At 67.5% G+C, this 21,446-nt stretch carries 23 protein-coding genes; 8 read left to right on the forward strand and 15 right to left on the reverse strand.

Annotation, left to right across the window (positions count from 1 at the left end):
- Positions 1 to 11 precede the first annotated feature (11 nt).
- Genes LOKHON_RS09450 through LOKHON_RS09460 form a run of 3 tightly spaced genes read left to right on the forward strand, consistent with a single transcriptional unit; the run spans position 12 to position 2,396 of the window.
- A complete protein-coding gene (locus tag LOKHON_RS09450) occupies positions 12 to 713 on the forward strand; it encodes a glycosyltransferase family 2 protein (protein WP_017928587.1) in 702 nt (233 codons plus the stop codon).
- A 2-nt stretch (positions 714 to 715) separates the two neighbouring features.
- On the forward strand, positions 716 to 1,030 hold the full coding sequence (locus LOKHON_RS09455) for a lipid-A-disaccharide synthase N-terminal domain-containing protein (protein WP_033315542.1): 315 nt from the start codon (positions 716 to 718) through the stop codon (positions 1,028 to 1,030).
- Positions 1,020 to 2,396 (forward strand): ArnT family glycosyltransferase, encoded by a 1,377-nt coding sequence (locus LOKHON_RS09460; RefSeq protein WP_051585591.1) that lies wholly within the window; start codon positions 1,020 to 1,022, stop codon positions 2,394 to 2,396. The genes LOKHON_RS09455 and LOKHON_RS09460 overlap by 11 nt, the downstream gene beginning before the upstream one ends.
- A 5-nt stretch (positions 2,397 to 2,401) precedes the next feature.
- Here the strand turns inward: LOKHON_RS09460 and LOKHON_RS09465 are convergent, their stop codons facing one another.
- Positions 2,402 to 3,043 (reverse strand): DsbA family oxidoreductase, encoded by a 642-nt coding sequence (locus LOKHON_RS09465; protein ID WP_017928584.1) that lies wholly within the window; start codon positions 3,041 to 3,043, stop codon positions 2,402 to 2,404.
- 88 nt (positions 3,044 to 3,131) lie between these two features.
- On the opposite strand from LOKHON_RS09465, the gene LOKHON_RS09470 reads away from it, so the two are divergent.
- Entirely contained in the window at positions 3,132 to 3,761 is a 630-nt protein-coding gene (locus tag LOKHON_RS09470) for a helix-turn-helix domain-containing protein (protein WP_026147487.1), read from the forward strand.
- Positions 3,762 to 3,764: 3 nt separating this feature from the next.
- Here LOKHON_RS09470 and LOKHON_RS09475 read toward each other — a convergent pair whose 3' ends face one another.
- The 3 genes from LOKHON_RS09475 to LOKHON_RS09480 all read right to left on the reverse strand — a co-directional run bounded on the left by LOKHON_RS09475 (position 3,765) and on the right by LOKHON_RS09480 (position 6,125).
- Entirely contained in the window at positions 3,765 to 4,106 is a 342-nt protein-coding gene (locus tag LOKHON_RS09475; RefSeq protein WP_017928582.1) for a hypothetical protein, read from the reverse strand.
- 100 nt (positions 4,107 to 4,206) lie between these two features.
- Positions 4,207 to 4,335: a hypothetical protein gene (locus tag LOKHON_RS16575; protein ID WP_017928581.1), complete on the reverse strand. Its 129-nt coding sequence runs from the start codon at positions 4,333 to 4,335 to the stop codon at positions 4,207 to 4,209.
- Positions 4,332 to 6,125 carry an extracellular solute-binding protein gene (locus LOKHON_RS09480; protein ID WP_245631451.1) on the reverse strand — a complete coding sequence of 598 codons (1,794 nt, stop codon included), beginning with the start codon at positions 6,123 to 6,125 and terminating at the stop codon, positions 4,332 to 4,334. Before LOKHON_RS09480 ends, LOKHON_RS16575 begins: the two co-directional genes overlap by 4 nt.
- Before the next feature lie 432 nt (positions 6,126 to 6,557).
- Between LOKHON_RS09480 and LOKHON_RS09485 the strand changes: the two genes are divergently transcribed.
- On the forward strand, positions 6,558 to 7,331 hold the full coding sequence (locus LOKHON_RS09485) for a 3-hydroxybutyrate dehydrogenase (protein ID WP_017928579.1): 774 nt from the start codon (positions 6,558 to 6,560) through the stop codon (positions 7,329 to 7,331).
- Positions 7,328 to 8,359: a patatin-like phospholipase family protein gene (locus LOKHON_RS09490; protein ID WP_017928578.1), complete on the forward strand. Its 1,032-nt coding sequence runs from the start codon at positions 7,328 to 7,330 to the stop codon at positions 8,357 to 8,359. The genes LOKHON_RS09485 and LOKHON_RS09490 overlap by 4 nt, the downstream gene beginning before the upstream one ends.
- 1 nt (position 8,360) lies before the next feature.
- Here the strand turns inward: LOKHON_RS09490 and LOKHON_RS09495 are convergent, their stop codons facing one another.
- From LOKHON_RS09495 to LOKHON_RS09510, 4 genes are all read right to left on the reverse strand, one after another.
- Complete coding sequence (locus tag LOKHON_RS09495; protein ID WP_425412391.1) at positions 8,361 to 9,068, reverse strand: DUF502 domain-containing protein; 708 nt, start codon at positions 9,066 to 9,068, stop codon at positions 8,361 to 8,363.
- A gap of 106 nt (positions 9,069 to 9,174) precedes the next feature.
- Positions 9,175 to 10,089 (reverse strand): pseudouridine-5'-phosphate glycosidase, encoded by a 915-nt coding sequence (locus LOKHON_RS09500; protein WP_017928576.1) that lies wholly within the window; start codon positions 10,087 to 10,089, stop codon positions 9,175 to 9,177.
- A complete protein-coding gene (locus LOKHON_RS09505) occupies positions 10,086 to 10,982 on the reverse strand; it encodes a PfkB family carbohydrate kinase (RefSeq protein WP_017928575.1) in 897 nt (298 codons plus the stop codon). Before LOKHON_RS09505 ends, LOKHON_RS09500 begins: the two co-directional genes overlap by 4 nt.
- A gap of 31 nt (positions 10,983 to 11,013) precedes the next feature.
- The gene (locus LOKHON_RS09510) at positions 11,014 to 11,814 is read right to left on the reverse strand and encodes a DUF4198 domain-containing protein (protein WP_017928574.1); all 801 of its coding nucleotides are present in this window, start codon (positions 11,812 to 11,814) and stop codon (positions 11,014 to 11,016) included.
- A 28-nt stretch (positions 11,815 to 11,842) separates the two neighbouring features.
- Here LOKHON_RS09510 and LOKHON_RS09515 point away from each other — a divergent pair, with 28 nt between their 5' ends.
- Positions 11,843 to 12,952: a HupE/UreJ family protein gene (locus tag LOKHON_RS09515; protein WP_017928573.1), complete on the forward strand. Its 1,110-nt coding sequence runs from the start codon at positions 11,843 to 11,845 to the stop codon at positions 12,950 to 12,952.
- A gap of 4 nt (positions 12,953 to 12,956) precedes the next feature.
- Here LOKHON_RS09515 and LOKHON_RS09520 read toward each other — a convergent pair whose 3' ends face one another.
- From LOKHON_RS09520 to LOKHON_RS09550, 7 genes are all read right to left on the reverse strand, one after another.
- Entirely contained in the window at positions 12,957 to 13,352 is a 396-nt protein-coding gene (locus LOKHON_RS09520) for a GFA family protein (RefSeq protein ID WP_017928572.1), read from the reverse strand.
- Between the two features lie 108 nt (positions 13,353 to 13,460).
- Positions 13,461 to 14,759, reverse strand: a complete 1,299-nt coding sequence (locus LOKHON_RS09525) for a branched-chain amino acid ABC transporter permease (RefSeq protein ID WP_017928571.1) — start codon at positions 14,757 to 14,759, stop codon at positions 13,461 to 13,463.
- Positions 14,756 to 15,769, reverse strand: a complete 1,014-nt coding sequence (locus LOKHON_RS09530) for a branched-chain amino acid ABC transporter permease (RefSeq protein ID WP_017928570.1) — start codon at positions 15,767 to 15,769, stop codon at positions 14,756 to 14,758. Before LOKHON_RS09530 ends, LOKHON_RS09525 begins: the two co-directional genes overlap by 4 nt.
- 3 nt (positions 15,770 to 15,772) lie before the next feature.
- Entirely contained in the window at positions 15,773 to 16,486 is a 714-nt protein-coding gene (locus tag LOKHON_RS09535) for an ABC transporter ATP-binding protein (RefSeq protein WP_017928569.1), read from the reverse strand.
- 39 nt (positions 16,487 to 16,525) lie between these two features.
- Positions 16,526 to 17,311 carry an ABC transporter ATP-binding protein gene (locus LOKHON_RS09540; RefSeq protein WP_017928568.1) on the reverse strand — a complete coding sequence of 262 codons (786 nt, stop codon included), beginning with the start codon at positions 17,309 to 17,311 and terminating at the stop codon, positions 16,526 to 16,528.
- A 102-nt stretch (positions 17,312 to 17,413) separates the two neighbouring features.
- On the reverse strand, positions 17,414 to 18,610 hold the full coding sequence (locus LOKHON_RS09545; RefSeq protein ID WP_017928567.1) for an ABC transporter substrate-binding protein: 1,197 nt from the start codon (positions 18,608 to 18,610) through the stop codon (positions 17,414 to 17,416).
- A 202-nt stretch (positions 18,611 to 18,812) separates the two neighbouring features.
- Positions 18,813 to 19,823 (reverse strand): GlxA family transcriptional regulator, encoded by a 1,011-nt coding sequence (locus tag LOKHON_RS09550; RefSeq protein ID WP_017928566.1) that lies wholly within the window; start codon positions 19,821 to 19,823, stop codon positions 18,813 to 18,815.
- A 181-nt stretch (positions 19,824 to 20,004) separates the two neighbouring features.
- Here LOKHON_RS09550 and LOKHON_RS09555 point away from each other — a divergent pair, with 181 nt between their 5' ends.
- The gene (locus LOKHON_RS09555; RefSeq protein WP_017928565.1) at positions 20,005 to 21,375 is read left to right on the forward strand and encodes a class II 3-deoxy-7-phosphoheptulonate synthase; all 1,371 of its coding nucleotides are present in this window, start codon (positions 20,005 to 20,007) and stop codon (positions 21,373 to 21,375) included.
- Positions 21,376 to 21,446: the final 71 nt, after the last annotated feature.

Raw genomic sequence — 21,446 nt, forward strand, 5'->3', positions numbered from 1 at the left:
CCCGCAATCGCATGATAAGCCTTGTAATTCCGGCCTATAACGAGGCCGGAAACATCGAGGCGCTGGTGCAGGAGGCGCTCGACCTGATGCCCGCCGACCTGCTCGGCGAGGTGATCGTGGTCGATGATTGTTCGACCGATGACAGCGTGGCGCGGCTTCTGGCGCTCGGCGCGCCGCGGCTGCGGGTGCTGCGCCATGCCAGCAATTCGGGCCAAAGCGCCAGCGTGCGCAACGGCGTCGCCGCCGCCCGCTATCCGCTGATCGCGACGCTGGACGGCGACGGGCAGAACCCGCCGGGCGACATCCCGGCGCTGGTCGCGGCCTATGACCCCGAAGGCCCGCAGCTGGTCGGCGGCGTGCGCGAAAAGCGCCGCGACACCTGGTCCAAGCGCACCGCCTCGCGGCTGGCCAACGGCCTGCGCCGGCGCATCCTGAACGATGACTGCCCCGACACCGGCTGCGGGCTCAAGGTGTTCGAACGCGACCGTCACCTCGCGTTGCCGTTCTTTCACGGCCAGCACCGCTATCTCCCGGCGCTGTTCCGGGCTTACGGCGCGACGACGGCCTATGTGCCGATCGGCGACCGGGCCCGCCGCCACGGCGCGTCGAAATACACCAACTGGAAGCGCGGCCTGCAGGGCGTGCCCGACCTGATGGGGGTGCGCTGGCTGGTGTTGCGCGCGCGCGTCGCCCGGATCGAGGAGGCGCAGTGAACATGTTGTCCGACTGGTTTGCCGAACATGGCTGGATCGAGGTCGTCTGGCTGACGATCGGTTTTCTCGCGCAGGCGATGTTCTCCGCGCGGTTTCTCGTGCAGTGGATCGCCAGCGAAAAGGTCCGCAAGTCCATCGTGCCCGAAGCCTTCTGGTATTTCTCCGCCGGTGGCGGCGCGATGCTTCTGGCCTATGCGATCTATCGTCAGGATCCGGTTTTCATCCTCGGCCAGGCCTTCGGCCTGATGGTCTATGCGCGCAACATCTATTTCATCTGGAGCGAACGGCGCGCGGGCGAGCCGGGCCATGAAAGCTGACCGCCACTGGATCGCGGCGATCCTTCTGTGGGCCGCGGCGCAGGTCGCGTGGCGCTTTGCCCAAGGCCCGTCATTGGAGCTGGACGAGGCCGAGGCGTTCTACCATGCGCGCCATCTCGCGCTTGGCTACAACGCGCAGCCGCCCTTGTATTTCTGGCTGCAATGGGCCGCCTTCCAGCTGGCGGGCGACGGCATCCTCGCGCTCGCGCTTCTGAAGAACGCGCTTCTCGCCATGGGCGGGCTGGCGCTTTACGCGATGCTGCGGCGGCTGCGCCCGCCCTTCGAGGCCGGTCTTTGCGTGATGGCGCTCGGGCTCTTGCCGCAGGTGCTGTGGGAGGCGCAGCGCGCGCTGACCCATTCGGTGCTGGCCATTGCCATGTCGCTTGTGATCCTCGCGCTTGCGGACCGGCTGCTGCGCGGGCCGGGGCGGGCCGGGTCCGGCCTGTGGCTGGCCTTCGGCGTGGCGGCGGGGCTTGGCGTGATGTCCAAGTGGAACGTGGCGCTGTTGCCGGTGGCGATCGCGGTGGCTGTTTTGCTCCGGCCCGAATGGCGCGCGCGGGTCTCGCCTTCGGGCGCGCTCTGCGCCCTTGGGGCGGCGCTGGCGGTCGTGGCCGCGCCGTTGTGGTGGGTGCTGCAAAATCCGGCGACGGCGGGGGGATCGTTGCACAAGCTGGGCATCGAGGAGACGGCGCCGCTTACGCGCGCGCTCGAAGGTCTGGGCAGCCTTGCGTCGGCATGGCTGGCATTTTGCGGCCTCGTGCTGCTGGTGGTGATCGCGATCGCGCTGGCGACGCGCGGCCGGGCCCGCTGGCGACCCGATGCGCAGTCGCGGCTGATGATCGCGGTGATGCTGGCGGGCGCGGCGCTGCTGGCGGCCGGTCTCGTCGCCGGGGGCGCCACCGAGGTCAAGGATCGCTGGCTGCTGCCGGTGGCGCTGTTTGCGGGGCCGGTGGCGGCGCTTTGGGCGCTCGACCGGCTCGGGGCGGTCGGGCGACGGCGCATGGCGATCGGGCTGGCCGGTCTCTGGGCGCTCGCCTTCGCGCTATTGCCGGTCTCGGGCTGGGTCGATCCGGGCTATCGCGGCGCGGGCTTCCCGCAGCTGGCACGAGACATCGACGCGGCGCATCCCGGCCTGCCGATCGTCACCGACAGCATGTGGGCCGCCGGGAACCTGTCGATGATGCTGCCGGATCGGCCCGTGCATCTCGTGGCCGATGCCGGGCCCGGCCCGGCGCTGTGGATCTCGGGCCGGGGCGACGCGGTGGCGCTGGCGGCGGCGCAGGGGCGCGCGGCGGCGGCGCAGAACCTCCACGAGATGGAGCATGGCGGCGAACGCGCGGTCTTCGCGCTCGCCACCGAGGGCTGAGGGGGTCAGGACTTCGCGATCTGGGCGCGGATATCCGCAATCACCTCGAGCCACATCTCCTTGGTCTGCGCGCCCGGTACCGCGTGACGTTGCGCCACGATGAAGGTCGGCACGCTGGTCACGCCCATGTCGCGGCTATGCGCGTCGCGGGCGCGGATGTCGTCGAGATCGGCATCGCTTTCGAGAAGGCGGCGCACCACGGAGGCGTCCATCTCGATGCCGTCGGCGATATCGGCGAGCACGTCATGATCGCCGATATCGCGGCCTTCGGTGAAATAGGCCTTGAACAGCGCGTTCACCGCTGCCGTCTGCCGCCCCTCGATCCCGGCCCAATGGATGAGCCGATGCGCGTCGAGCGTGTTGGGCGTGGTCGCGATCCGGTCGAGATTGAGGTCGAGCCCCGCGGCCTCGGCGCGCTCCACCACCGGCGCATAGGCCTGCGCCGCGCCCTCGCGTCCGCCGAACTTGGCTTCGAGATAGGCGCGCCGGTCGATGCCGCCCGCCGGCATGTCGGGGTTGAGCTGGAACGGGTGCCATTCGATGGTGAAGGGGTGGTCGGGCTCTTCCATCAGCGCGGCGTCGAGACCGGCCTTGCCGATCCAGCACCACGGGCAGATCGGGTCCGAGAGAATATCGAGTTTCACCATGGCGCGGCCTCATTCCTGTGTCGCCCTGCAGCTAGACCCGCGCAACCGCTGTTGCAAGCTTGCCGCGCCCGCGTGTATGCCCGGCACCATGTCCACCACCACGCCCCGCCCCGGATCGCTGATCCGCATCGCCCGCGAGAACGGCACCTCCGAAACCGCGCCGCCGCTCGATCTCGGCGCGCGGGTGCGCGACCTGCGCCGCGCGCAGGGCTGGACGCTGGAACAGGCGGCCCGGCAGGCCGGTCTCGCGCGCTCCACGCTGTCCAAGATCGAAAACGGGCAGATGTCGCCGACCTATGACGCGCTCAAGAAGCTGGCGCAGGGTCTGGGCATTTCCGTGCCGCAGTTGTTCACGCCGCCGCGCCGCGACCAGGTCATGGGCCGCATGGTCACCACCCGCTCGGGCGAGGGCAAGGCGCAGATCACCGCGACCTACGAGCACGAATTGCTCGCCGAAGCGCTCAAGGTGAAGAAAATGCTGCCGTATCGCGCGCGTGTGCGGGCGCGCGCCTTCGAGGAGTTCGACGGCTGGGTCCGCCATGACGGCGAGGAGTTCCTCTACGTGCTCACCGGCACGATCCGGCTGCTCACGGAATTCTACGAGCCGGTCGAGATGAAGCGCGGCGACAGCGCCTATTACGATGCCGCCATGGGTCACAACGTGATCTCGACCAGCCCCGAGGACGCGACCATCCTGTGGGTCACGTCGCTCGACTGAAGATCAGTTGTCGTTGCGCCCGTCCTTGCTGTCGTCGTCGCCGAACTCGGAATCGTCGCTATAGGCGTCCTCGCCGGGATGCATCGACTTGGCCGAGGCGATGATGCGTTCGTTGTCGCGGGTCTCGTCCATCATCGCGTCGGCAGGGTCGGTGCCTTCGAGCCATTCCGACACCTCGTCGCGCGCGTCCTCGCGGCTCATGCCGGTCACGTCGCACAGATGGTCGAGGAACGGGCCCAGCTCGCCCTCGGTCGCCTCGACCTCGTCGGAATCGAGATCCGGCCATTCCGTCAAGATGTTCGGCACGAAGGCGTGCCAGTGCTTGGCCACGTGGCTCCATTTCATCGCGGGTCTCCTCATGCTGCCCGATGTCTTGTTGCGGCAACGGCAACGGGGCGGGCCGGGTTCCGGTCCGCCCCGCCGGGCCGCAGGACGCGGGCGCCGTTCAGAGCGCCATGTCGACCACGCCGAGACCGAGCTGCGCGGTGCCGACCGCGGCGTTGCCGGCCATGCGCACCGGCGTGCAGGCGGCCATCAGGGCGAGCGCCGCGGCCATCACCACGACCCGCTTCATTGATCGCTCTCCGCCGTCGCGCCCGTCTCTTCGTGCCACCAGACATCGGGCTGCCAGCCCGGCCAGTCGCCGAAGACCGGGATGGTCTCGGGGTGGTGCAGGTCGGCGTCATAGGCGATGCGGCTGATGTTCCACTGGTAGATCGGGATCGCGTAGCGCCCGGTGGTCAGAACCCGGTCGAGCGCCTTGGTCGCGGCGACGAAATCATCCTGGCTCTCGGAGGTGAGCAGCAGGTCGATCAGCCCGTCCACCGCCGGGTTCTTCACACCCATGGCGTTGCGCCCGCCCGGCGTGTCGGCGGCCTCTTCGCCCCAATAGGCGTATTGTTCGTTGCCCGGCGACAGCGACAGACCGCGACGGAAATACGTCATGTCGAAATCATAGGCGTCGGTGCGTTCCTTGAACTGGGCGCTGTCGACCGTTGTGACGCTGGGGGTGATGCCGATGCGTTCGAGCGCCTGCACATACATGTCGATGATCGACGCGTTTTCCGAGCCGCCGGTTTCGAGCAGGATGTCGAAGCTGAAGGGCTCGCCGGTCGCCTCGTTGGTCAGCGCGCCGTCCTGGATCACCCAGCCCGCGCTCGACAACAGCGCCAGCGCTGCCGCCGTGCCCTTGCGGTTGCGCTCGGAGCCGTCGCTGACGGGCAGGGCGTAGCCCTCCAGCGCGCCGGGCAGGAGATGCTCCTCGAAGCGCATCAGGAATTCCTTCACCCGGCCCTCGGCGGGGCCGTGCTCCATCCCGAGCGGCGAGTTCGAGAAATAGGAGGTGATGCGCGGCTGCGCGCTGCCGGTCATCGCCTCGTTGATGAACTCGAAATTGAACGCCTCGATCATCGCCTGGCGCACGCGCCAATCCTCGAACACGTCGCGGCGTGAATTCATCACGAAGCCGGTCATGCCCGAGGGCCGCCCGTGCTGCAGTTCCTCCAGCACGACCTCGCCCGAGCGCGCGCGCGGGAAATCATACTGGCTTTCCCAGCGCGCGACGTTGAATTCGCGGGTGAAATTCGTCTCCCCGGTCTTGAACGCCTCGAAGGCCGCCGTCTCGTCTCCGAAGAATTCAAGCCGGATCTCGTCGAGCACGTTGGTGCCGCGGCGGAACGGGATGTCGGCGCCCCAGTAGTCGGGGTTGCGCTTGAGCGAGATGTAACGGCCCGCCTCGAAATCCTCGATCACGTAGGGCGCCGAGGTGATCGGGATGGTGTCGAGCCCGCTTTCGGCGAACGCCTTGTCCTGCCATTGCGCCTTCTTGAGGATCGGCCGCATCCCGGCGAGCAGCGCCAGTTCGCGGTCGGGCGTGTTGAAGGTCAGCCGGACCTTGCGCGCGCCGGTCTCCTCGATGCTGTCCACCTTGGACCAGAAGCCGTGGTAGCGCGGATGCCCTTCGGTGCCGAGCGTCTCGAACGACCAGATCACGTCTTCGACCGTGACCGGGCTGCCATCCGAGAATGCAGCCTCCGGGTGCAGCGTGAACTCGACCCAGCTGCGATCGGACGCGGTTTCGACCGATTCCGCGAGCAGGCCATACAGGGTGAAGGGTTCGTCGAGCGTGCGGCCCATCAGGCTTTCGCCGATCAGGTAGCTCAGCTGCCAGGGCACAGACCCCTTCAGGATATAGGGATTCAGGCTGTCGAAGCTGCCGACCTCGGCGGTGGCCATGCGTCCGCCGGTGGGCGCGTCGGCATTGGCATAGGGAAGGGCGGTAAAGCCTTCGGGCAGCGCCGGTTCCCCGTACATGGAGATGCCGTGGCTCGGTTCGGCGAGAGCTGCGCCACTGCTCAGCAACATTGCAAGTGTGCCGTTGCGCAAGGTTCTGAAAATAGACGATGTCATCTCGACGGAGGCCCCCTGTCGGTTCGGTTTTCTGACCAGACTTATAGTTGAAGAAGACCGTATAGCCCCCCCTGATCTTTATCAAACTTTTAGCTTGGAGGACGGCGGTGAAAGGCTTATAAGGGACTCACTGCTCGATAGGTTTCTTGCCTGTATGAAACCTGCCTCATAACTCAGCGCCCGCCTCGTGCGGGCGTTTTTTTTGTCCTGAGGCTTGGTGCGATTCGCTCCAAAGCAGAGCGGCGACCCCAGGCTCCCGAGTCGCCAGCTGTTCGAGCGATGCATTTGCAGTGCGCTTTTATCAAGGGTTTATCGTCGATTACCCCTCGCTTTTCGGGGCCGAGACTGCACAATCTCCATCATGTGCCGACAGGGAGGACACCGATCATGCAACTGCGAGGCAAGACCGCGATCGTCACGGGATCGAATTCCGGAATCGGGTTGGGAATCGTCCGCGAGCTGGCCCGCGCCGGGGCCGACGTGGTGCTCAATTCCTTCACCGACCGCGCCGAGGATCATGCCCTTGCGCGGGAAATTGCCGACACCCATGGGGTGAGCGCCCGCTACATCGCCGCCGATCTGTCGGATGGCGAGGCGGCGCGCGGGCTGATCGAGACGGCCGGGCGCTGCGACATCCTCATCAACAATGCCGGCATCCAGCACGTTGCCCCGATCGAGGCGTTTCCGGCCGCCAAGTGGGACGCGATCATCGCGATCAACCTCACTTCGGCTTTTCACACCACCGCCGCCGCATTGCCGATGATGCGCGCCAATGGCTGGGGCCGGGTGATCAACATCGCCAGCGCCCACGGGCTTACCGCGTCGCCCTACAAGGGCGCCTATGTCGCGGCCAAGCACGGCATCGTCGGCTTTACCAAGGTCACCGCGCTCGAAACCGCGCGCGAGCCGATCACCGCCAACGCGATCTGTCCGGGCTACGTGCTGACGCCGCTCGTGGAGGCGCAGATCCCCGACCAGATGAAAACCCACGGCATGGACCGCGAGACGGTGATCCGCGAGGTGATGCTGGAGCGTCAGCCGTCGAAGGAATTCGCCACCACCGAGCAGCTCGGCGGCACCTGCGCCTTTTTGTGTTCGGACGCCGCGGCGCAGATCACCGGCACCACGATCAGCGTCGATGGCGGCTGGACCGCGCTGTGATCCGGCTCAGCCTCGCGCTGCAGGGCGGGGGCGCGCATGGTGCCTTCACATGGGGCGCGCTGGACCGGCTGCTCTGCGAAGAGGATATCGAGATCGCCGCCATCTCGGGCACCTCGGCGGGGGCGATGAACGCGGTCGCGCTCAAGGCCGGGCTGGTGCGCGGCGGGCGCGAGGGCGCCCGCGCGAACCTTGCCTGGTTCTGGGGCCGGATCGGGGCGGTCACGGATGCGCGCTGGTCGGACTGGATCTCGGCGCTGGCGCCGACCGCGCCGGCGCTGGCGCGCGCCATCGAATGGTCGCCGGCCTTCCGCGCCATGGAGGCCACCGCCCGGCTCATGTCGCCCTATGCCTACGGGCCGATGCTGCGCAATCCGTTGTCGCGCATTCTCGCCGAGATCCGCTTCGACGAGCTGCGCGGGGCCGAAGACCCGCAGCTTTTCGTGGGCGCCACCAATGTCCGCTCGGGCAAGATCCGTGTCTTCTCGGGTGAGGAGCTGTCGGTCGAGGCGGTGCTGGCCTCGGCCTGCTTGCCGACCCTGTTCCGCGCGGTCGAGATCGACGATCCGGCGACCGGGCGGCGCGAGGCTTACTGGGATGGTGGATACACCGGGAATCCCGCACTTTTCCCTTTATATGACAAGAGTTTGCCGGACGATGTTCTGATCGTGAACATCAACCCGCTCTACCGGGACGACGTGCCGGATGACAGTCTCGCGATCCAGAACCGGATCAACGAGATCAGCTTCAATTCCTCGCTGCTGCGCGAATTGCGCGCCATCGATTTCGTGCGCCGCCTGATCGCGACGGACCGGCTGCCGGCGGGCGCGATGAAACGGGTGCTGGTCCACATGGTGAGCGACGACGCGCTGATGAACGATCTCAACAGCGCGACCAAGACGATCCCGGCCCCGGTGATCCTCGCGCGGCTGCGCGCGGCCGGAGAGGCGGCCATGGACCGCTTTCTCGCCGCGCACAAACCCGATCTCGGCCAAAGGGACACGGTCGATCTGCGGGCGATGTTCGCCTAGATCAGCCGTCCGTGCCGGTCCGCAGCGACGGCGCTTCGGGCGTGGCCTTGGCCATGCGGTCGGGCGGCGTGACGAGCCCGGCCGAAATCACCAGCTTGGCCGCGTCCTCGACCGCCATGTCGAGCACGATCACGTCTGTGCGCGGCAGGAACAGCAGGAATCCCGATGTCGGGTTCGGCGTGGTCGGCAGGAACACGGTGACGATGTCGCCTTCTGGCGGCAGCTTGCGCGCCACCTCGCCCTTGGCCTGCGTCGAAATGAAGGCCAGCGCCCAGAGCCCCTTGCGCGGGTATTCTATCAGGCAGGCCTGGTCGAAGCTGGTTTCGGTCTGCGCGAACACCGTCTCGGCGATCTGCTTGAGCCCCGAATAGACCGAGCGCACCACGGGCATCCGCGCCACGAGGCTTTCGCCGATCCGCAGCAGGCTGCGTCCGACGAAGCCCTTGGCCAGCGCGCCGACGAGAAAGGTGAACAGGATGAAGAAGATCACCCCGACGCCACGCAGGTTGATCCCGATATATTGCTCGGGGTTGAAGCGGTCGGGCACGAAGGGCAGCACCCAGCCGTCGATCCAGCCGACCACGGCCCAGATCAGCCAGACGGTCAGCGCAATCGGCGCGATCACCACGACACCGGCGATGAAGTTGTTGCGCAGCATGCCGATCAGCCGCCGCCGCCGGGGCGGCTCGCTCTGGGTCGGCGGCAGGATCGGGTGGCGTGTCACGGGCGGCTCGTCCTTCAAGCGCACGGCAAGGGCTTGGGCCTATCTATGCGCCCGCGCCCGTCCCGGCAATGGGGCAGGCGCGGGCGGCTGCTCAACCGCGCCGTTTGCCCAGTTCCACGGCGATCGCCGCACCAAGCCGCGCATTGTTGAGCACGAGCGCGATGTTGCTTTCGAGCGAGCGGCCCCCGGTCAGCTCGAAGATGCGGCCCAGAAGGAAGGGCGTCACCGATTTGGCGGCGATGCCCTGCGTCTCGGCCTCCGCGAGCGCCTGTTCGATCACCGGGCGCAGCTCATCGGCCGGGATCTCGGCCTCGGCCGGGATCGGGTTGGCGACGAGCTGGCCGCCATCGAGCCCCATGGCGGCGCGCATCCGCATCGCGCTCGCGATTTCGGCGGCGCTGTCCATGCGCAGCGGCGCGGGCATGTCGGAGGTCGCCGACCAGAAGGCGGGCAGCATGTCCTGCCCGTAGGCGATCACCGGCACGCCGAGCGTCTCCAGCACCTCGAAGGTTTTCGGCAGGTCGAGGATCGCCTTGGCCCCCGCCGCCACGACCGTCACGGCGGTCTTCGACAATTCGTGCAGGTCGGCGGAGATGTCGAAGCTCTCCTCGGCGCCGCGATGCACGCCGCCGATGCCGCCCGTGGCGAACACCTCGATGCCCGCGAGCCGTGCCGCGATCATCGTCGCCGCCACCGTGGTCGCGCCATTGCCGCCGCGCGCGAGGCAGGCGGCGAAATCGGCGCGCGACAGCTTGGCCACGTCCTTGGCCTGGCCGAGCCGGTCGAGCTGGTCTTCGGTCAGGCCGACATGCAGACGGCCATCGAGGATCGCGATGGTCGCGGGCACCGCGCCATGGTCGCGGATCTCGGCCTCGACCCGGCGCGCCGTCTCGACGTTCTGCGGGAACGGCATGCCATGGGTGATGATCGTGCTTTCGAGCGCGACGAGGGGGCGGCCTTCGGCGCGGGCGTCGGCGACCTCGGGGGAGTAATGGATGTCGATCACAGCGGGTTGTCTCCGGATACGTAGGTGGCAGCGGCGGCCAGGGCGCGGGACAGGGCGGCTTCGGCCCCCATGCCTTCGGCCTCGGACGCGATATGGGCGGCCATGAAGGTGTCGCCCGCGCCTGTGACGCGGGTGACGAGCACCTCCGGCGGGGTCTGGGTGAAAACCGTGTCGGCGGTCGCCACCGTCGCGGCGCGGCCGCCATCGGTGACGAGCGCGCGATGCGCGCCACGCGCCACCAGAGCGCGCGCCGCGGCCTCGGATGTCTCGAACGTGGCATGGCACAAGAGCCCCGCCTCTTCGAGATTGACATAGAGCGTCGCGGTGGGGTGGCCCATCAGCGCCAGCAGCCGCTCGGCCTTGCCGGGGCTGGCAGGCGCCACGCGCAGGTCGGCATGCGCGAAAAGGTCCGAACCCGCGATCTGCGCCAGAAGCTCGGTGGTCAGGTTGCCGTCGAGCGCCACCAGCCCGGTCCAGGGCGCCTCGGCGCTGCCGAGCCGCCCGTCGCCCATCGGGCGCAGGATCTTGTCGCCCGCCTGTTCGAGCGAATGCGCGTCGGCGACGGCGGCGATCAGGCCGTTCGCGCCCTCGATCGCCATGTAGATGTCGGTCGGCAGATCCTCGGAGCGGTAGAGGTGATCCACCGTCATGCCCATGCGTTCGGCCTCGGCGGCCAGCTCGTCGCCTTCGGCATCGCGGCCCAGCGCGCTCAGAAGCGCCGGGCGCAGGCCGAAACGCACCAGCGTCATGGCGATGTTCATGGCGACGCCGCCGGGCAGGCGGTGGATGCGGCCGGGCACGTCGGAGCCCACGCGCATATGGCTGGCGGTGCGGCCGATCACGTCCCACAGGACGGAGCCGATGCACAGGATGTCGGGTGTTTTCTCGGTCATGAACCGGGTCTGCCGCAGCCCCGCGCCCCGGTCAATCGGGAACGGCGAAGCTCAGCGCCGCCCAGAGGCTTTCCCATACGGCACCGGTCTCGGTGGCCAGCACCTCGGCAGGTTCGCGCAACACCACGGCATTGGCGAGATAATCATGCCCGGTCTCGACCGGCAGCACCGCCACGCCCTCGGCGTCGGTGCGGTGCAGCGTCAGCTCGACCGCGCCGTCGGGGCCGCGCGCGAACAGCTCGACCTGCGCGTCGGCGCGCGGGGCCTCGTCGTAAAAGAGCTGCACGCGGAGCCCCTCGGCCAGATCCCCGGCATAGGGGTTGTCGAGCGCCACGATCTCGGTGGCGAGCCCGAGCCGCGCATCCGCGCCTTGCGCCTCACCCACGCCGATCAGCGCCTTGGAATAGCGGGTGAACGTCTCCTTGAACCCGGTCTCGGGCAGGCCGCGCGCGGCATGATCCGCCGCCACCGCGCCGAGACCCTTGTGCGCGACGAAGCGGTCGAACACCGCCCGGTCGTCATAGGTGACGAGGCTTGGCTTCGAGACATAGGCCGCGATCAACAGCCCCTCGGAGGGCGCGGCCATCCGAAGCGCGGGCCGGGCGCCGAGCCGGCCTTCGACCGGCTGGGACGCGCCGTCCAGGTGCAGCGTGAAGCTTTCGAAGCGTTGCGGAAGAAAGGCATAGCGGATGCCATCGAACCGGTCGCCGTTGACAAGATCGGCCCGGATCATATCGTTCGCGTCGATCTGCCAGTCGATTGGTTCGATCCAGAACTCATGCGCCACGGCGGGCGTGGACAACAAGGCGAGGCAGGCGATTATGACACGCATTCGAAGGCTCCTGAAATTGCGGGCGAGGGTGACCCTCGCCGCGCTGCTGTCAAGTCTCATCACCCTGATGGCCGGATCCGCCGTCGCGCACGAGGTGCTGCCCGCCATCGCCGACATGGAGCGGCAGGGCGACCGGCTCGAGTTCACCGTCGAGGCGCCGCTCGAAGGCTATGTCGCGGGGATCGATCTCGGTGCTGTGGCCGATACCGACGCCGCCCCCGAAGCCGGAAATTATGACACGCTGCGCGCGCTCGGCGCGCAAGAGATGGAGGCGCGGTTCCGCGCCTTCTGGCCCGACATGGCCGGACGCATCGAGATTATTGTCGACGGCGCGCGCATCCCCCCCGTGCTCGATGCGGTCGAGGTGCCCGCGCCGGGCGACATCACGCTGCCGCGTCCCGCGACGCTGCGTTTTCACGCATCGCTGCCCGATGGCGCCGAAACGGTGCAGGTCGGCTGGGATACGGGTTTCGGCACGCTGGTGCTGCGCCAGCAGGGGGTCGAGAAACCCTATGACGGCTATCTGGAGGGTGGTGCGCTGTCGGACCCGATCCGGCTTGCGGGCGGCGATCAGGCCAGCGCGTGGGAAAGCTTCGTGGCCTACATCCCCGTCGGCTTCGACCACATCCTACCCAAGGGGCTCGATCATATCCTGTTCGTGCTCGGCCTGTTCTTTCTCGCCGCAAGGCTGCGCCCGCTCTTGTGGCAGGTCTCGGCCTTCACGCTGGCGCATACGGTGACGCTGGCGCTTGCGGCCTTGGGCTATGTCTCGGTGCCCGCCTATATCGTCGAGCCGCTGATCGCGGCCTCGATCGCCTTCGTGGCGCTGGAGAACATCTTCTTCCCGCGTCTCGGCCTCTGGCGCCCGCTGGTGGTGTTCGGCTTCGGCCTGCTGCACGGGCTCGGCTTTGCCAGCGTTCTGGGCGAATTCGGCCTGCCCGACGGCTCCTTCGTTCCGGCGCTGATCGGCTTCAACATCGGTGTGGAGTTGGGCCAGCTCACGGTGATCGCCATCGCCTTCATCGTGGTCGGCCTGGCGTGGAAGCGCGACTGGTATCGCCAGGTCGTGGCGGTCCCGGCCTCGGCGGCGATCGCGCTGATCGGTGCCTACTGGGTGGTCGAACGCACGATGCTCTGAAGGATCAGAGCCACAGATCGGCGAGGCAGCGGCCGTCGGGGGGCATCCCCTCGAACGCGCCGCGCCCGTCGAACCGGCGCAGGGGAACGGTGTCGACGGCCTCCGGGGCCCCGAGCCGCAGATTGACCGCGACCCGCCTGCGCCCGTCGGGCGACGCCTCCACGGCGCGCCAATACCCCACGCAGCCGCAATCCGGGCAGAAGTGAAAGCCAAGGCCCCGGTCGCCCCACAGATAGGCGCGGGCCGGCCCGCTCAGGCGGATCTCCTCGCCCTCGTGCCCATAGGCCCAGATCGCACCATAGCGGCGGCAGACCGAGCAATTGCAGACCGTGCCCGATCCGGGCACGCCGTCAAAGCTCCAGCGCAGCGCGCCGCAATGGCATTCGCCGGTCAGCATCATCGGATCTCCTTCGGGTTCGAACCTAACCGGACCATGTCTTTCATGACATGAAAAAAACGGCGCCCGGTCTCCCGGGCGCCGTTCCTGTCTTGCGTCGATGCGGGGTCGTCAGCGTTCGGGCATCAGCCCCTTGGGGCTGAAGCGCAGCACCGCCAGCAGGATGATCCCCATGGTCATCAGCCGCATCTGCGCCGCCGAATCCGTGAGATGCCCGCGCAGCCAGCTGTCGGCGGCCATGCCCGAGGTGATCAGCTCCATCGCCCAGAGCCCCAGCGGCTCGACCATCACCCACAGCCACCAGATCAGGAAACCGCCAAGCACGGCACCGTAATTGTTGCCCGACCCGCCGACGATCACCATGACCCAGACGAGGAAGGTAAAGCGCAGCGGCTGGTAGGAGCCCGGCGTCAGCTGGCCGTCGAGCGTCGTCATCATCGCGCCGGCGATGCCACAGACGGCGGAGCCGAGGATGAACACCTGAAGATGCCGCGCGGTGACGTTCTTGCCCATGGCGCTCGCCGCGATCTCGTTGTCACGGATCGCGCGCATCATCCGGCCCCAGGGCGAGGCCAGCGCTCGCTGCGCGAGGAACAGGATCGCGATCAGCACCACGGCGAAGAGGCCCGAATAGAGGATCTTGACCCACAGCGTCGAGGCGGTGACGGGATCGAGCCCGTAACCCGCCGCGGCCTCGACGAAGCCCGCGTCGCGCTGCAGGTCGACCTCGTAGGGCACGGGCCGGGGCAGGCCGACCACGTTTTTGACGCCGCGCGACAGCCAGTCCTCGTTCTTCAGCACCGCGATCACGATCTCGGCGATGCCGAGCGTCGCGATGGCGAGGTAGTCCGAGCGCAGGCCGAGCGCCGCCTTGCCGATGATCCATGCCGCACCGGCGGCGAGAAGACCGCCCACCGGCCACGCGACGATCACCGGCAGGCCGAGACCGCCGAGATAGCCCGAAAGCGACGGGTTGATCGCCTCGATCGCGTTCACTGCCGGATCGAGCGCCGCGCGGAACAGGAAGAAGCCGCCGATCAGCAGCGCCAGCATCACCATCGCGCGCATCTGCCCGCCGATCTTGCGCTTCCAGACCTGCACGGCGGCGATCAGCACCGCGGCGCCCAGCGCCAGCGCGCCCAGAAGCCGAAGACCACCGGCGTTCCAGCCCTCCACCACCGGTGGCTGCGCCACGAGCACGGCGGCCAGGCCACCGAGCGCCACGAAGCCCATGACACCGACGTTGAACAGCCCCGCAAAGCCCCATTGCAGGTTCACGCCGAGGCTCATGATGGCCGAGATCAGCCCCATGTTGAGGATGGTCAGCGCCAGGTTCCAGCCTTGGAAGACGCCGGTGAGGACGATCAGCAGCGCCATCCCGGCATAGAGAAGAAAGCCACGCGCGGTCATACGGACTGTCCCTTGAAGAGGCCGGTGGGCTTGAACAGCAGCACGATGATCAGGATCGCGAAGCTCACGGCGAATTTGTAATCGGTGGAGAGAAGCTGCACGAGCCCCGAGGGTTCGAGGTTCTCGGGCATCAGGTAGACCAGCACCTTCTTCCACGCATAGGTGATCAGCACCTCGGAAAAGGCGATGACGAAGCCGCCCGCGATGGCGCCCAGCGGGTTGCCCAGGCCGCCGACGATGGCGGCGGCGAAGATCGGCAGCAGCAGCTGGAAGTAGGTGAAGGCCTTGAACGACTTGTCGAGACCGTAGAGCACGCCCGCCGTGGTGGCGAGCGCCGCCACGATCAGCCATGTCACGGCGACGACCCGCTCGGGATTGATGCCCGACAGGAGCGCGAGATCCTCGTTGTCGGAAAAGGCGCGCATCGACTTGCCGGTGCGGGTCTTGTTGAGGAACCAGAACAGCAGCGCCACCGCGATCGCCGCCGTCACCAGCGTGATCAGCGTGGTCGAGCGCAGCGCGAGGCCCTCGTCGAGGCCGGTCATTTCCTTGAACTCGCGGGCATTGATGACGAAGCGCGCGCCATCGGCGAAGTTCACGTCACCCACGCCGATGATGAAGCGCACCAGCCCGTTCATCACGAACATCACGCCGATCGACACGATGACCAGCACCACCGGCGCGGCCTTCTGCTTGCGGTAGAAGCGGTAGATCGCGCGGTCGGTGCCCAGCAGAAGCAGGCCGGTGATGGCGATGCCGATCGGCAGGGCGATCAGCGCGGTCGGCAGGAAGCCAAAGCTGATGCCGATGGATTGCAGCCCCCATGTGACGAGGATCGTGGCCATCGTGCCGAAGGCCATGGTGTCGCCATGGGCGAAGTTGGAAAAGCGCAGGATGCCGTAGATCAGCGTCACGCCGAGCGCGCCGAGCGCCAGCTGCGCGCCATAGGCGGCGCCGGGGATCAGCACGAAGTTCGACAGCGCGACGATCGCGTTGAGAAAATCGGTCATGTCTCAGCCCCCCAGGAAGGTGCGGCGCACCTCGTCATCGGCCATCAGCTCGGCCCCGGTGCCGGTATAGGCGTTGGCGCCCTGCACCAGCACATAGCCGGTATCGGCGATCTCGAGCGCTTGGCGCGCGTTCTGCTCGACCATCAGGATGGTGATGCCCGCGCGGGCGACCTCGATGATCCGGTCGAACAGCTCGTCCATGACGATGGGACTCACGCCCGCCGTCGGCTCGTCGAGCATCAGCACCGAGGGCTGGGTCATCAGCGCCCGGCCCACGGCGACCTGCTGGCGCTGGCCGCCCGACAATTCGCCCGCCGCCTGACGGCGTTTGTCGCGCAGGATCGGGAACAGGTCATAGACCTGCTCGATCGTGGGGCGGATGTCGTCGCGGCGCAGGAACGCGCCCATCTCGAGGTTCTCCTCGACCGTCATCGACGGAAAGATGTTGGAGGTCTGCGGCACGAAGGCCATGCCCTTGGCGACCCGGTCCTGCGGGGAGAGGTGCGTGATGTCCTCGCCGCCGATGCGCACGGAGCCCGACCGCAGGTTCAGCATGCCGAACACCGCCTTCATCGCGGTGGATTTCCCGGCGCCGTTGGGCCCGACGATCACCGCGATCTCGCCCTTGTCGACCGACAGCGTGCAGCCATGCAGGATGTCCGCGCCGCGCCCGTAGCCGCCGGTCATCGCCTCACCGATCAGATGCGGCTCAGCCATTGCGGTTCACCATTCCCGAAATACGCAAATTCCGTCCCCTCATGCCGTCTCACCGACGGTCTTGTTCTTGAGCCCGGTGCCGAGATAGGCCTCGATCACCGCCTCGTTCTTCATGATGTTGTCGGCAGAGCCTTCGGCCAGCACCTTGCCCTCGGCCATGACGATCACCGGATCGCAGAGCCGCCCGATGAAATCCATGTCGTGCTCGATCACGCAGAAGGTATAGCCCCGCTCCTTGTTGAGCCGGATGATCGCGTCGCCGATCGTGTTCAGAAGCGTCCGGTTCACGCCCGCGCCGACCTCGTCGAGAAACACGATCTTGGCGTCGACCATCATCGTGCGGCCCAGCTCCAGAAGCTTTTTCTGCCCGCCCGAAAGGTTGCCCGCGCGTTCGTCCGCCAGATGTGAAATCGTCAGGAATTCAAGAACTTCGTCTGCCTTCTTCGCCAATTCGCGTTCCTGCGCCGCGATCTTGCCGCGGCCGAACCACGCGTTCCACAGCGTTTCGCCATGCTGGCCCTCGGGCACCATCATCAGGTTCTCGCGCACCGTCATCGACGAAAACTCGTGCGCGATCTGGAAGGTGCGCAGCAATCCCTTGTGGAACAGCTCGTGCGGCGGCAGGCCGGTGATGTCCTCGCCATCCATGGTGACGCGGCCCGATGTCGGTGGAAGCCTGCCGGCTATGACGTTGAACAGCGTGGTCTTTCCCGCGCCGTTGGGGCCGATGAGCCCGGTGATCGAGCCGGTCTCGATCCTGAGGCTCGCGCCATCAACAGCATGAAAGCCGCCAAAATGGCGGTGAAGGTTCTCGACGGTGATCATTTGGTCCCCGATTGGCCAAGTTTCCCTTTTATGTCAGGGGTCTGGGCCGTGTTATTGTTACGGGATGCGCCGCGCCCGGGACGGGGCGCGGCGCGGCTTGGATCAGCGGAAGCCGACGGTTTCGATGGCGCCGTCCTTGATCTCGATTTCCTTGAAGGTGCCGGCGCTCTCGCCCGGCTCGATGAACTCGACGGCGGTGGCGCCGACATAGTCGATCTCCTCGCCGGCCTCGATCAGCTCGAGCGCGCGGCCCAGCTCACCCGGCAGGATCTGCTCGCCGGGCGCGTTGGCGATGTCCATGATCTCGCCCGCGTAATCGGAGGCCGAGGTCGAGCCCGCCTTGGCCATGGCGAGGATCATCAGGGCTGCGGCATCATAGCTTTCGCCGGTATAGATGCCGGTCGGGTTGATGCCCGCCCCGGTCGCCATTTCCTGGAAGATGGCGGTGCCTTCGCTGTCCGACCCCGGCAGCTGGCCGAAGGAGCCGTCGAGCCCCGAGCCGAGATCGTCGACGATCTGCTGGCCGATCATGCCGTCGGGCAACACGAAGGTGTCGAAGGCGCCGCTGTCGAGCGAGGCCTGGATGATGCCCTTGCCGCCCTGATCGGTGTAGCCCGCGACGACGAGCACTTCGCCGCCCGCGGAGGCGAGCGAGGCGACCTCGGCGGAGTAGTCGGCCTTGCCGTCCTCATGCGCCGCCGTGATGGTGACGCTTCCGCCATCGGCCTCGAAGGCCTTCTGGAAGCTGTCGGCCAGACCCTTGCCATAGTCGTTGTTGGTGTAGGTCAGCGCCACCTCGGAGATGCCGCGATCCATGATGACCTGGCTCATGATCTCGCCCTGGCGCGCATCCGACGGCGCGGTGCGGAAGAACATGCCGTCATCTTCGGCTTCGGACAGCGCGGGCGAGGTGGCCGAAGGCGAGATCATCACCACGCCGTTGGCGCGCGCGACGTTCTGCAGGATCGCGCCGGTGACGCCCGAGCAGTCGGCGCCCATGATGCCGGCGACGCCGTCATTGGTGACGAGACGCTCGGCCGCGGCGGTCGCGGCGGCGCTGTCGATGCAGGTGCTGTCGGCGCGGACGGCCTCGATCGTGGTGCCGCCCATGAAGGCGCCGGTCTCGTTGACCTCGTTGATGGCAAGCTCGGCGCCGCCCGCCATGTCGGGGGTGATCGATTCGAGCGGGCCGGTGAAGCCCAGGATGATGCCGATCTTGACCGGGCCGGAATGGCTCTCGGCCATGGCGGTGCCCGCGACGAGCGCGGTCGCGGCGGAAGCCAGCAGCAGTTTCTTCATGTTCGTCTCCCTGACGATTGATTATTATGAAGGCAGGCTAGACGCCGCTCATGCGAAAAGAAAGTGGTTGCGCGAGCTTGCCGTTGCGCCAAGAGCGGACCGCTCCGGGATGCGGTATGCTTGCCACGAAGACGCTCGCGTCATGGCAGAATGCGCGCCGTTTCATGCGTCTTTCGGTCTCGGGTTTCGGGCCTTTCGGCGTTCAGGTCGCCGCCGGACGCGCGCCATGGCTGCCGCGCTCGCGGTAGGGCGTGGTCTTGTAATGCGCGCGGTAGCATTTCGAGAAATGCGACGGGCTGGCAAAGCCGCAGGCCAGCGCCACGTTGATCACGCTCATGTCGGTCTGCATCAGCAGGTTGCGCGCGCGGCTCAGCCGCAGCTCCATGTAATACCGCTTGGGGCTGCGGTTGAGATAGCGCCGGAACAGCCGCTCCAGCTGGCGCGTCGACATGCCCGCCCGCTCGGCGAGGATGGCGGGGCTGATCGGATCCTCGATCGCCTTTTCCATCGCCTGGATCACCTGCGCGAGCTTGGGGTGGCGCACCCCGATCCGGGTGGGGGTCGAAAGCCGCTGCGTGTCCTGGTCGGTGCGGATCGCGGTATAGATGAGCTGATCGGCCACCGCGTTGGCGAGATCCTCGCCGTGATCGTCGGCGATCAGCTTGAGCATCAGGTCGATCGAGGCGGTGCCGCCCGCGGTGGTGATCCGCTTGCCGTCGATCACGAAGACCGAGCGGGTCAGCGTCACCTCTTCGAATTCCTCGGCAAAGCTGTCCTGGTTTTCCCAGTGGATCGTGGCGCGCTTGCCATCGAGCAGCCCAGCCTTGGCCAGCGTGTAGCCGGCGGTGCACAAGCCCCCCGTCACCACGCCGCGCCGCGCCTCGCGCCGCAGCCAGTTGAGCAGCCGCCTGGTGCTCGCGGCCTGCACGTCGACGCCGCCGCACAGCATCACCATGTCGTCGCGCGACAGCTCGTCGAGGTCCCTGTCGAGCTTGAAGACGGCGCCGTTCGAGCAGCTCGCCGTTTCGCCGCCATCCCCGGCCAGCACCCAACTGTAGATTTCGCGCCCGGCCATGCGGTTGGCGATGCGCAGCGCCTCGACCGCGCAGGCAAAGCACAGCATGGTGAAATTCGGCAACAGCACGAAGACGAAGCGCCGGGGGCGATCCGGGTCGCCGGGCGCGGCGGGGGAGGTCTTCAGGTCGTCGGTCATGGCGCGCTCGCGAAATCCGCGGCGCCGTGCCGCGATCAGACCGACCGAAACAGGTTTGCGCGCTCGCTTCAAGAGCCCCGGCCCGCAGCCGCCCCGAGGGTGGCATTTCGCGTTGGCCCTCCGCGCCATGCGCGCTATAGAGGCCGCCGAGATCCCCGAAGCCTCCATGGGAGCGAAGACCATGACCGATTGGAAAAAGGCCGACTGGCGCGCCAAGCCGCGGGTGCAGATGCCCGATTATACCGACGCGGAGCGCCTTGCCGCCGTCGAGGCGCGTCTTGGCTCGTATCCGCCGCTGGTCTTTGCGGGCGAGGCGCGCCGCCTGCGCGCCAAGCTCGCCGCCGCCGGGCGCGGCGAAGCCTTCCTGCTGCAGGGCGGCGACTGCGCCGAAAGCTTTGCCGCCTTCAACGCCGACCACATCCGCGACACCTTCAAGGTGATGCTGCAGATGGCCGTGGTGCTGACCTTCGGCGCCAAGGTCGAGGTGGTGAAGGTGGGTCGCATGGCCGGCCAGTTCGCCAAGCCGCGCTCGGCCCCGACCGAGACCGCCAACGGGCAGGAGTTGCCCTCCTACCGTGGAGATATCATCAACGGCTTCGACTTCACCCCCGAGGCCCGCATTCCCGACCCCGAGCGGATGCTGCAGGCCTACACGCAGGCGGCGGGCACGCTGAATCTGCTGCGCGCCTTTTCCACCGGCGGATATGCCGACGTGCACAAGGTCCACGCCTGGACGCTGGGCTTCATCGGCGCGCCCGAGGCCGAGAAATACCGCGACATGGCCAACCGCATCACCGATGCGCTCGACTTCATGGAAGCCGCCGGTATCCGTGACGAGGCCGCGCATGCGCTGCAGACGGTGGAATTCTTCACCTCGCACGAGGCGCTGCTGCTCGAATACGAAGAGGCGCTGACCCGCGTGGACAGCACCTCCGGCAAGTGGCTGGCGGGGTCGGGTCACATGATCTGGATCGGCGACCGCACCCGGCAGCCCGACGGCGCGCATGTCGAATTCGCCAGCGGCGTGCAGAACCCGATCGGCCTGAAATGCGGCCCCTCGATGACCACCGGCCACCTCAAGGCGCTGATGGCCAAGCTCAACCCGCAGAACGAGGAGGGCCGCCTGACCCTGATCGCGCGGTTCGGCGCGGGCAATGTCGGTGAACACTTGCCGCGGCTGATCAAGGCGGTGCAGGAAGAGGGCGCCAATGTCACCTGGTCCTGCGACCCGATGCATGGCAACACGATCAAGTCGTCCTCCGGCTACAAGACCCGGCCCTTCGACAGCGTGCTGCGCGAGGTGCGCGAATTCTTCGGCGTGCACAACGCCGAAGGGACGATCCCCGGCGGCGTGCATTTCGAAATGACCGGCGCCGACGTGACCGAATGCACCGGCGGCGTGCGCGCGGTGACCGACGAGGATCTGTCGGATCGTTACCACACCGCCTGCGACCCGCGTCTCAACGCGTCGCAATCGCTGGAGCTGGCCTTCCTCGTGGCCGAGGAGCTGTCGGCGCGCCGGGCCGGGATCCAGACCGCCGCCGCCGTCTGAGCCGAGCGGGCATCACCCGGCGAACATGCGACAGGGGGGCCTCGGGCCCCCCTTTTTCGTGCGGTCTTCGG

It is taken from the genome of Limimaricola hongkongensis DSM 17492, from assembly GCF_000600975.2.
Taxonomy (GTDB): Bacteria; Pseudomonadota; Alphaproteobacteria; order Rhodobacterales; family Rhodobacteraceae; genus Limimaricola; species Limimaricola hongkongensis.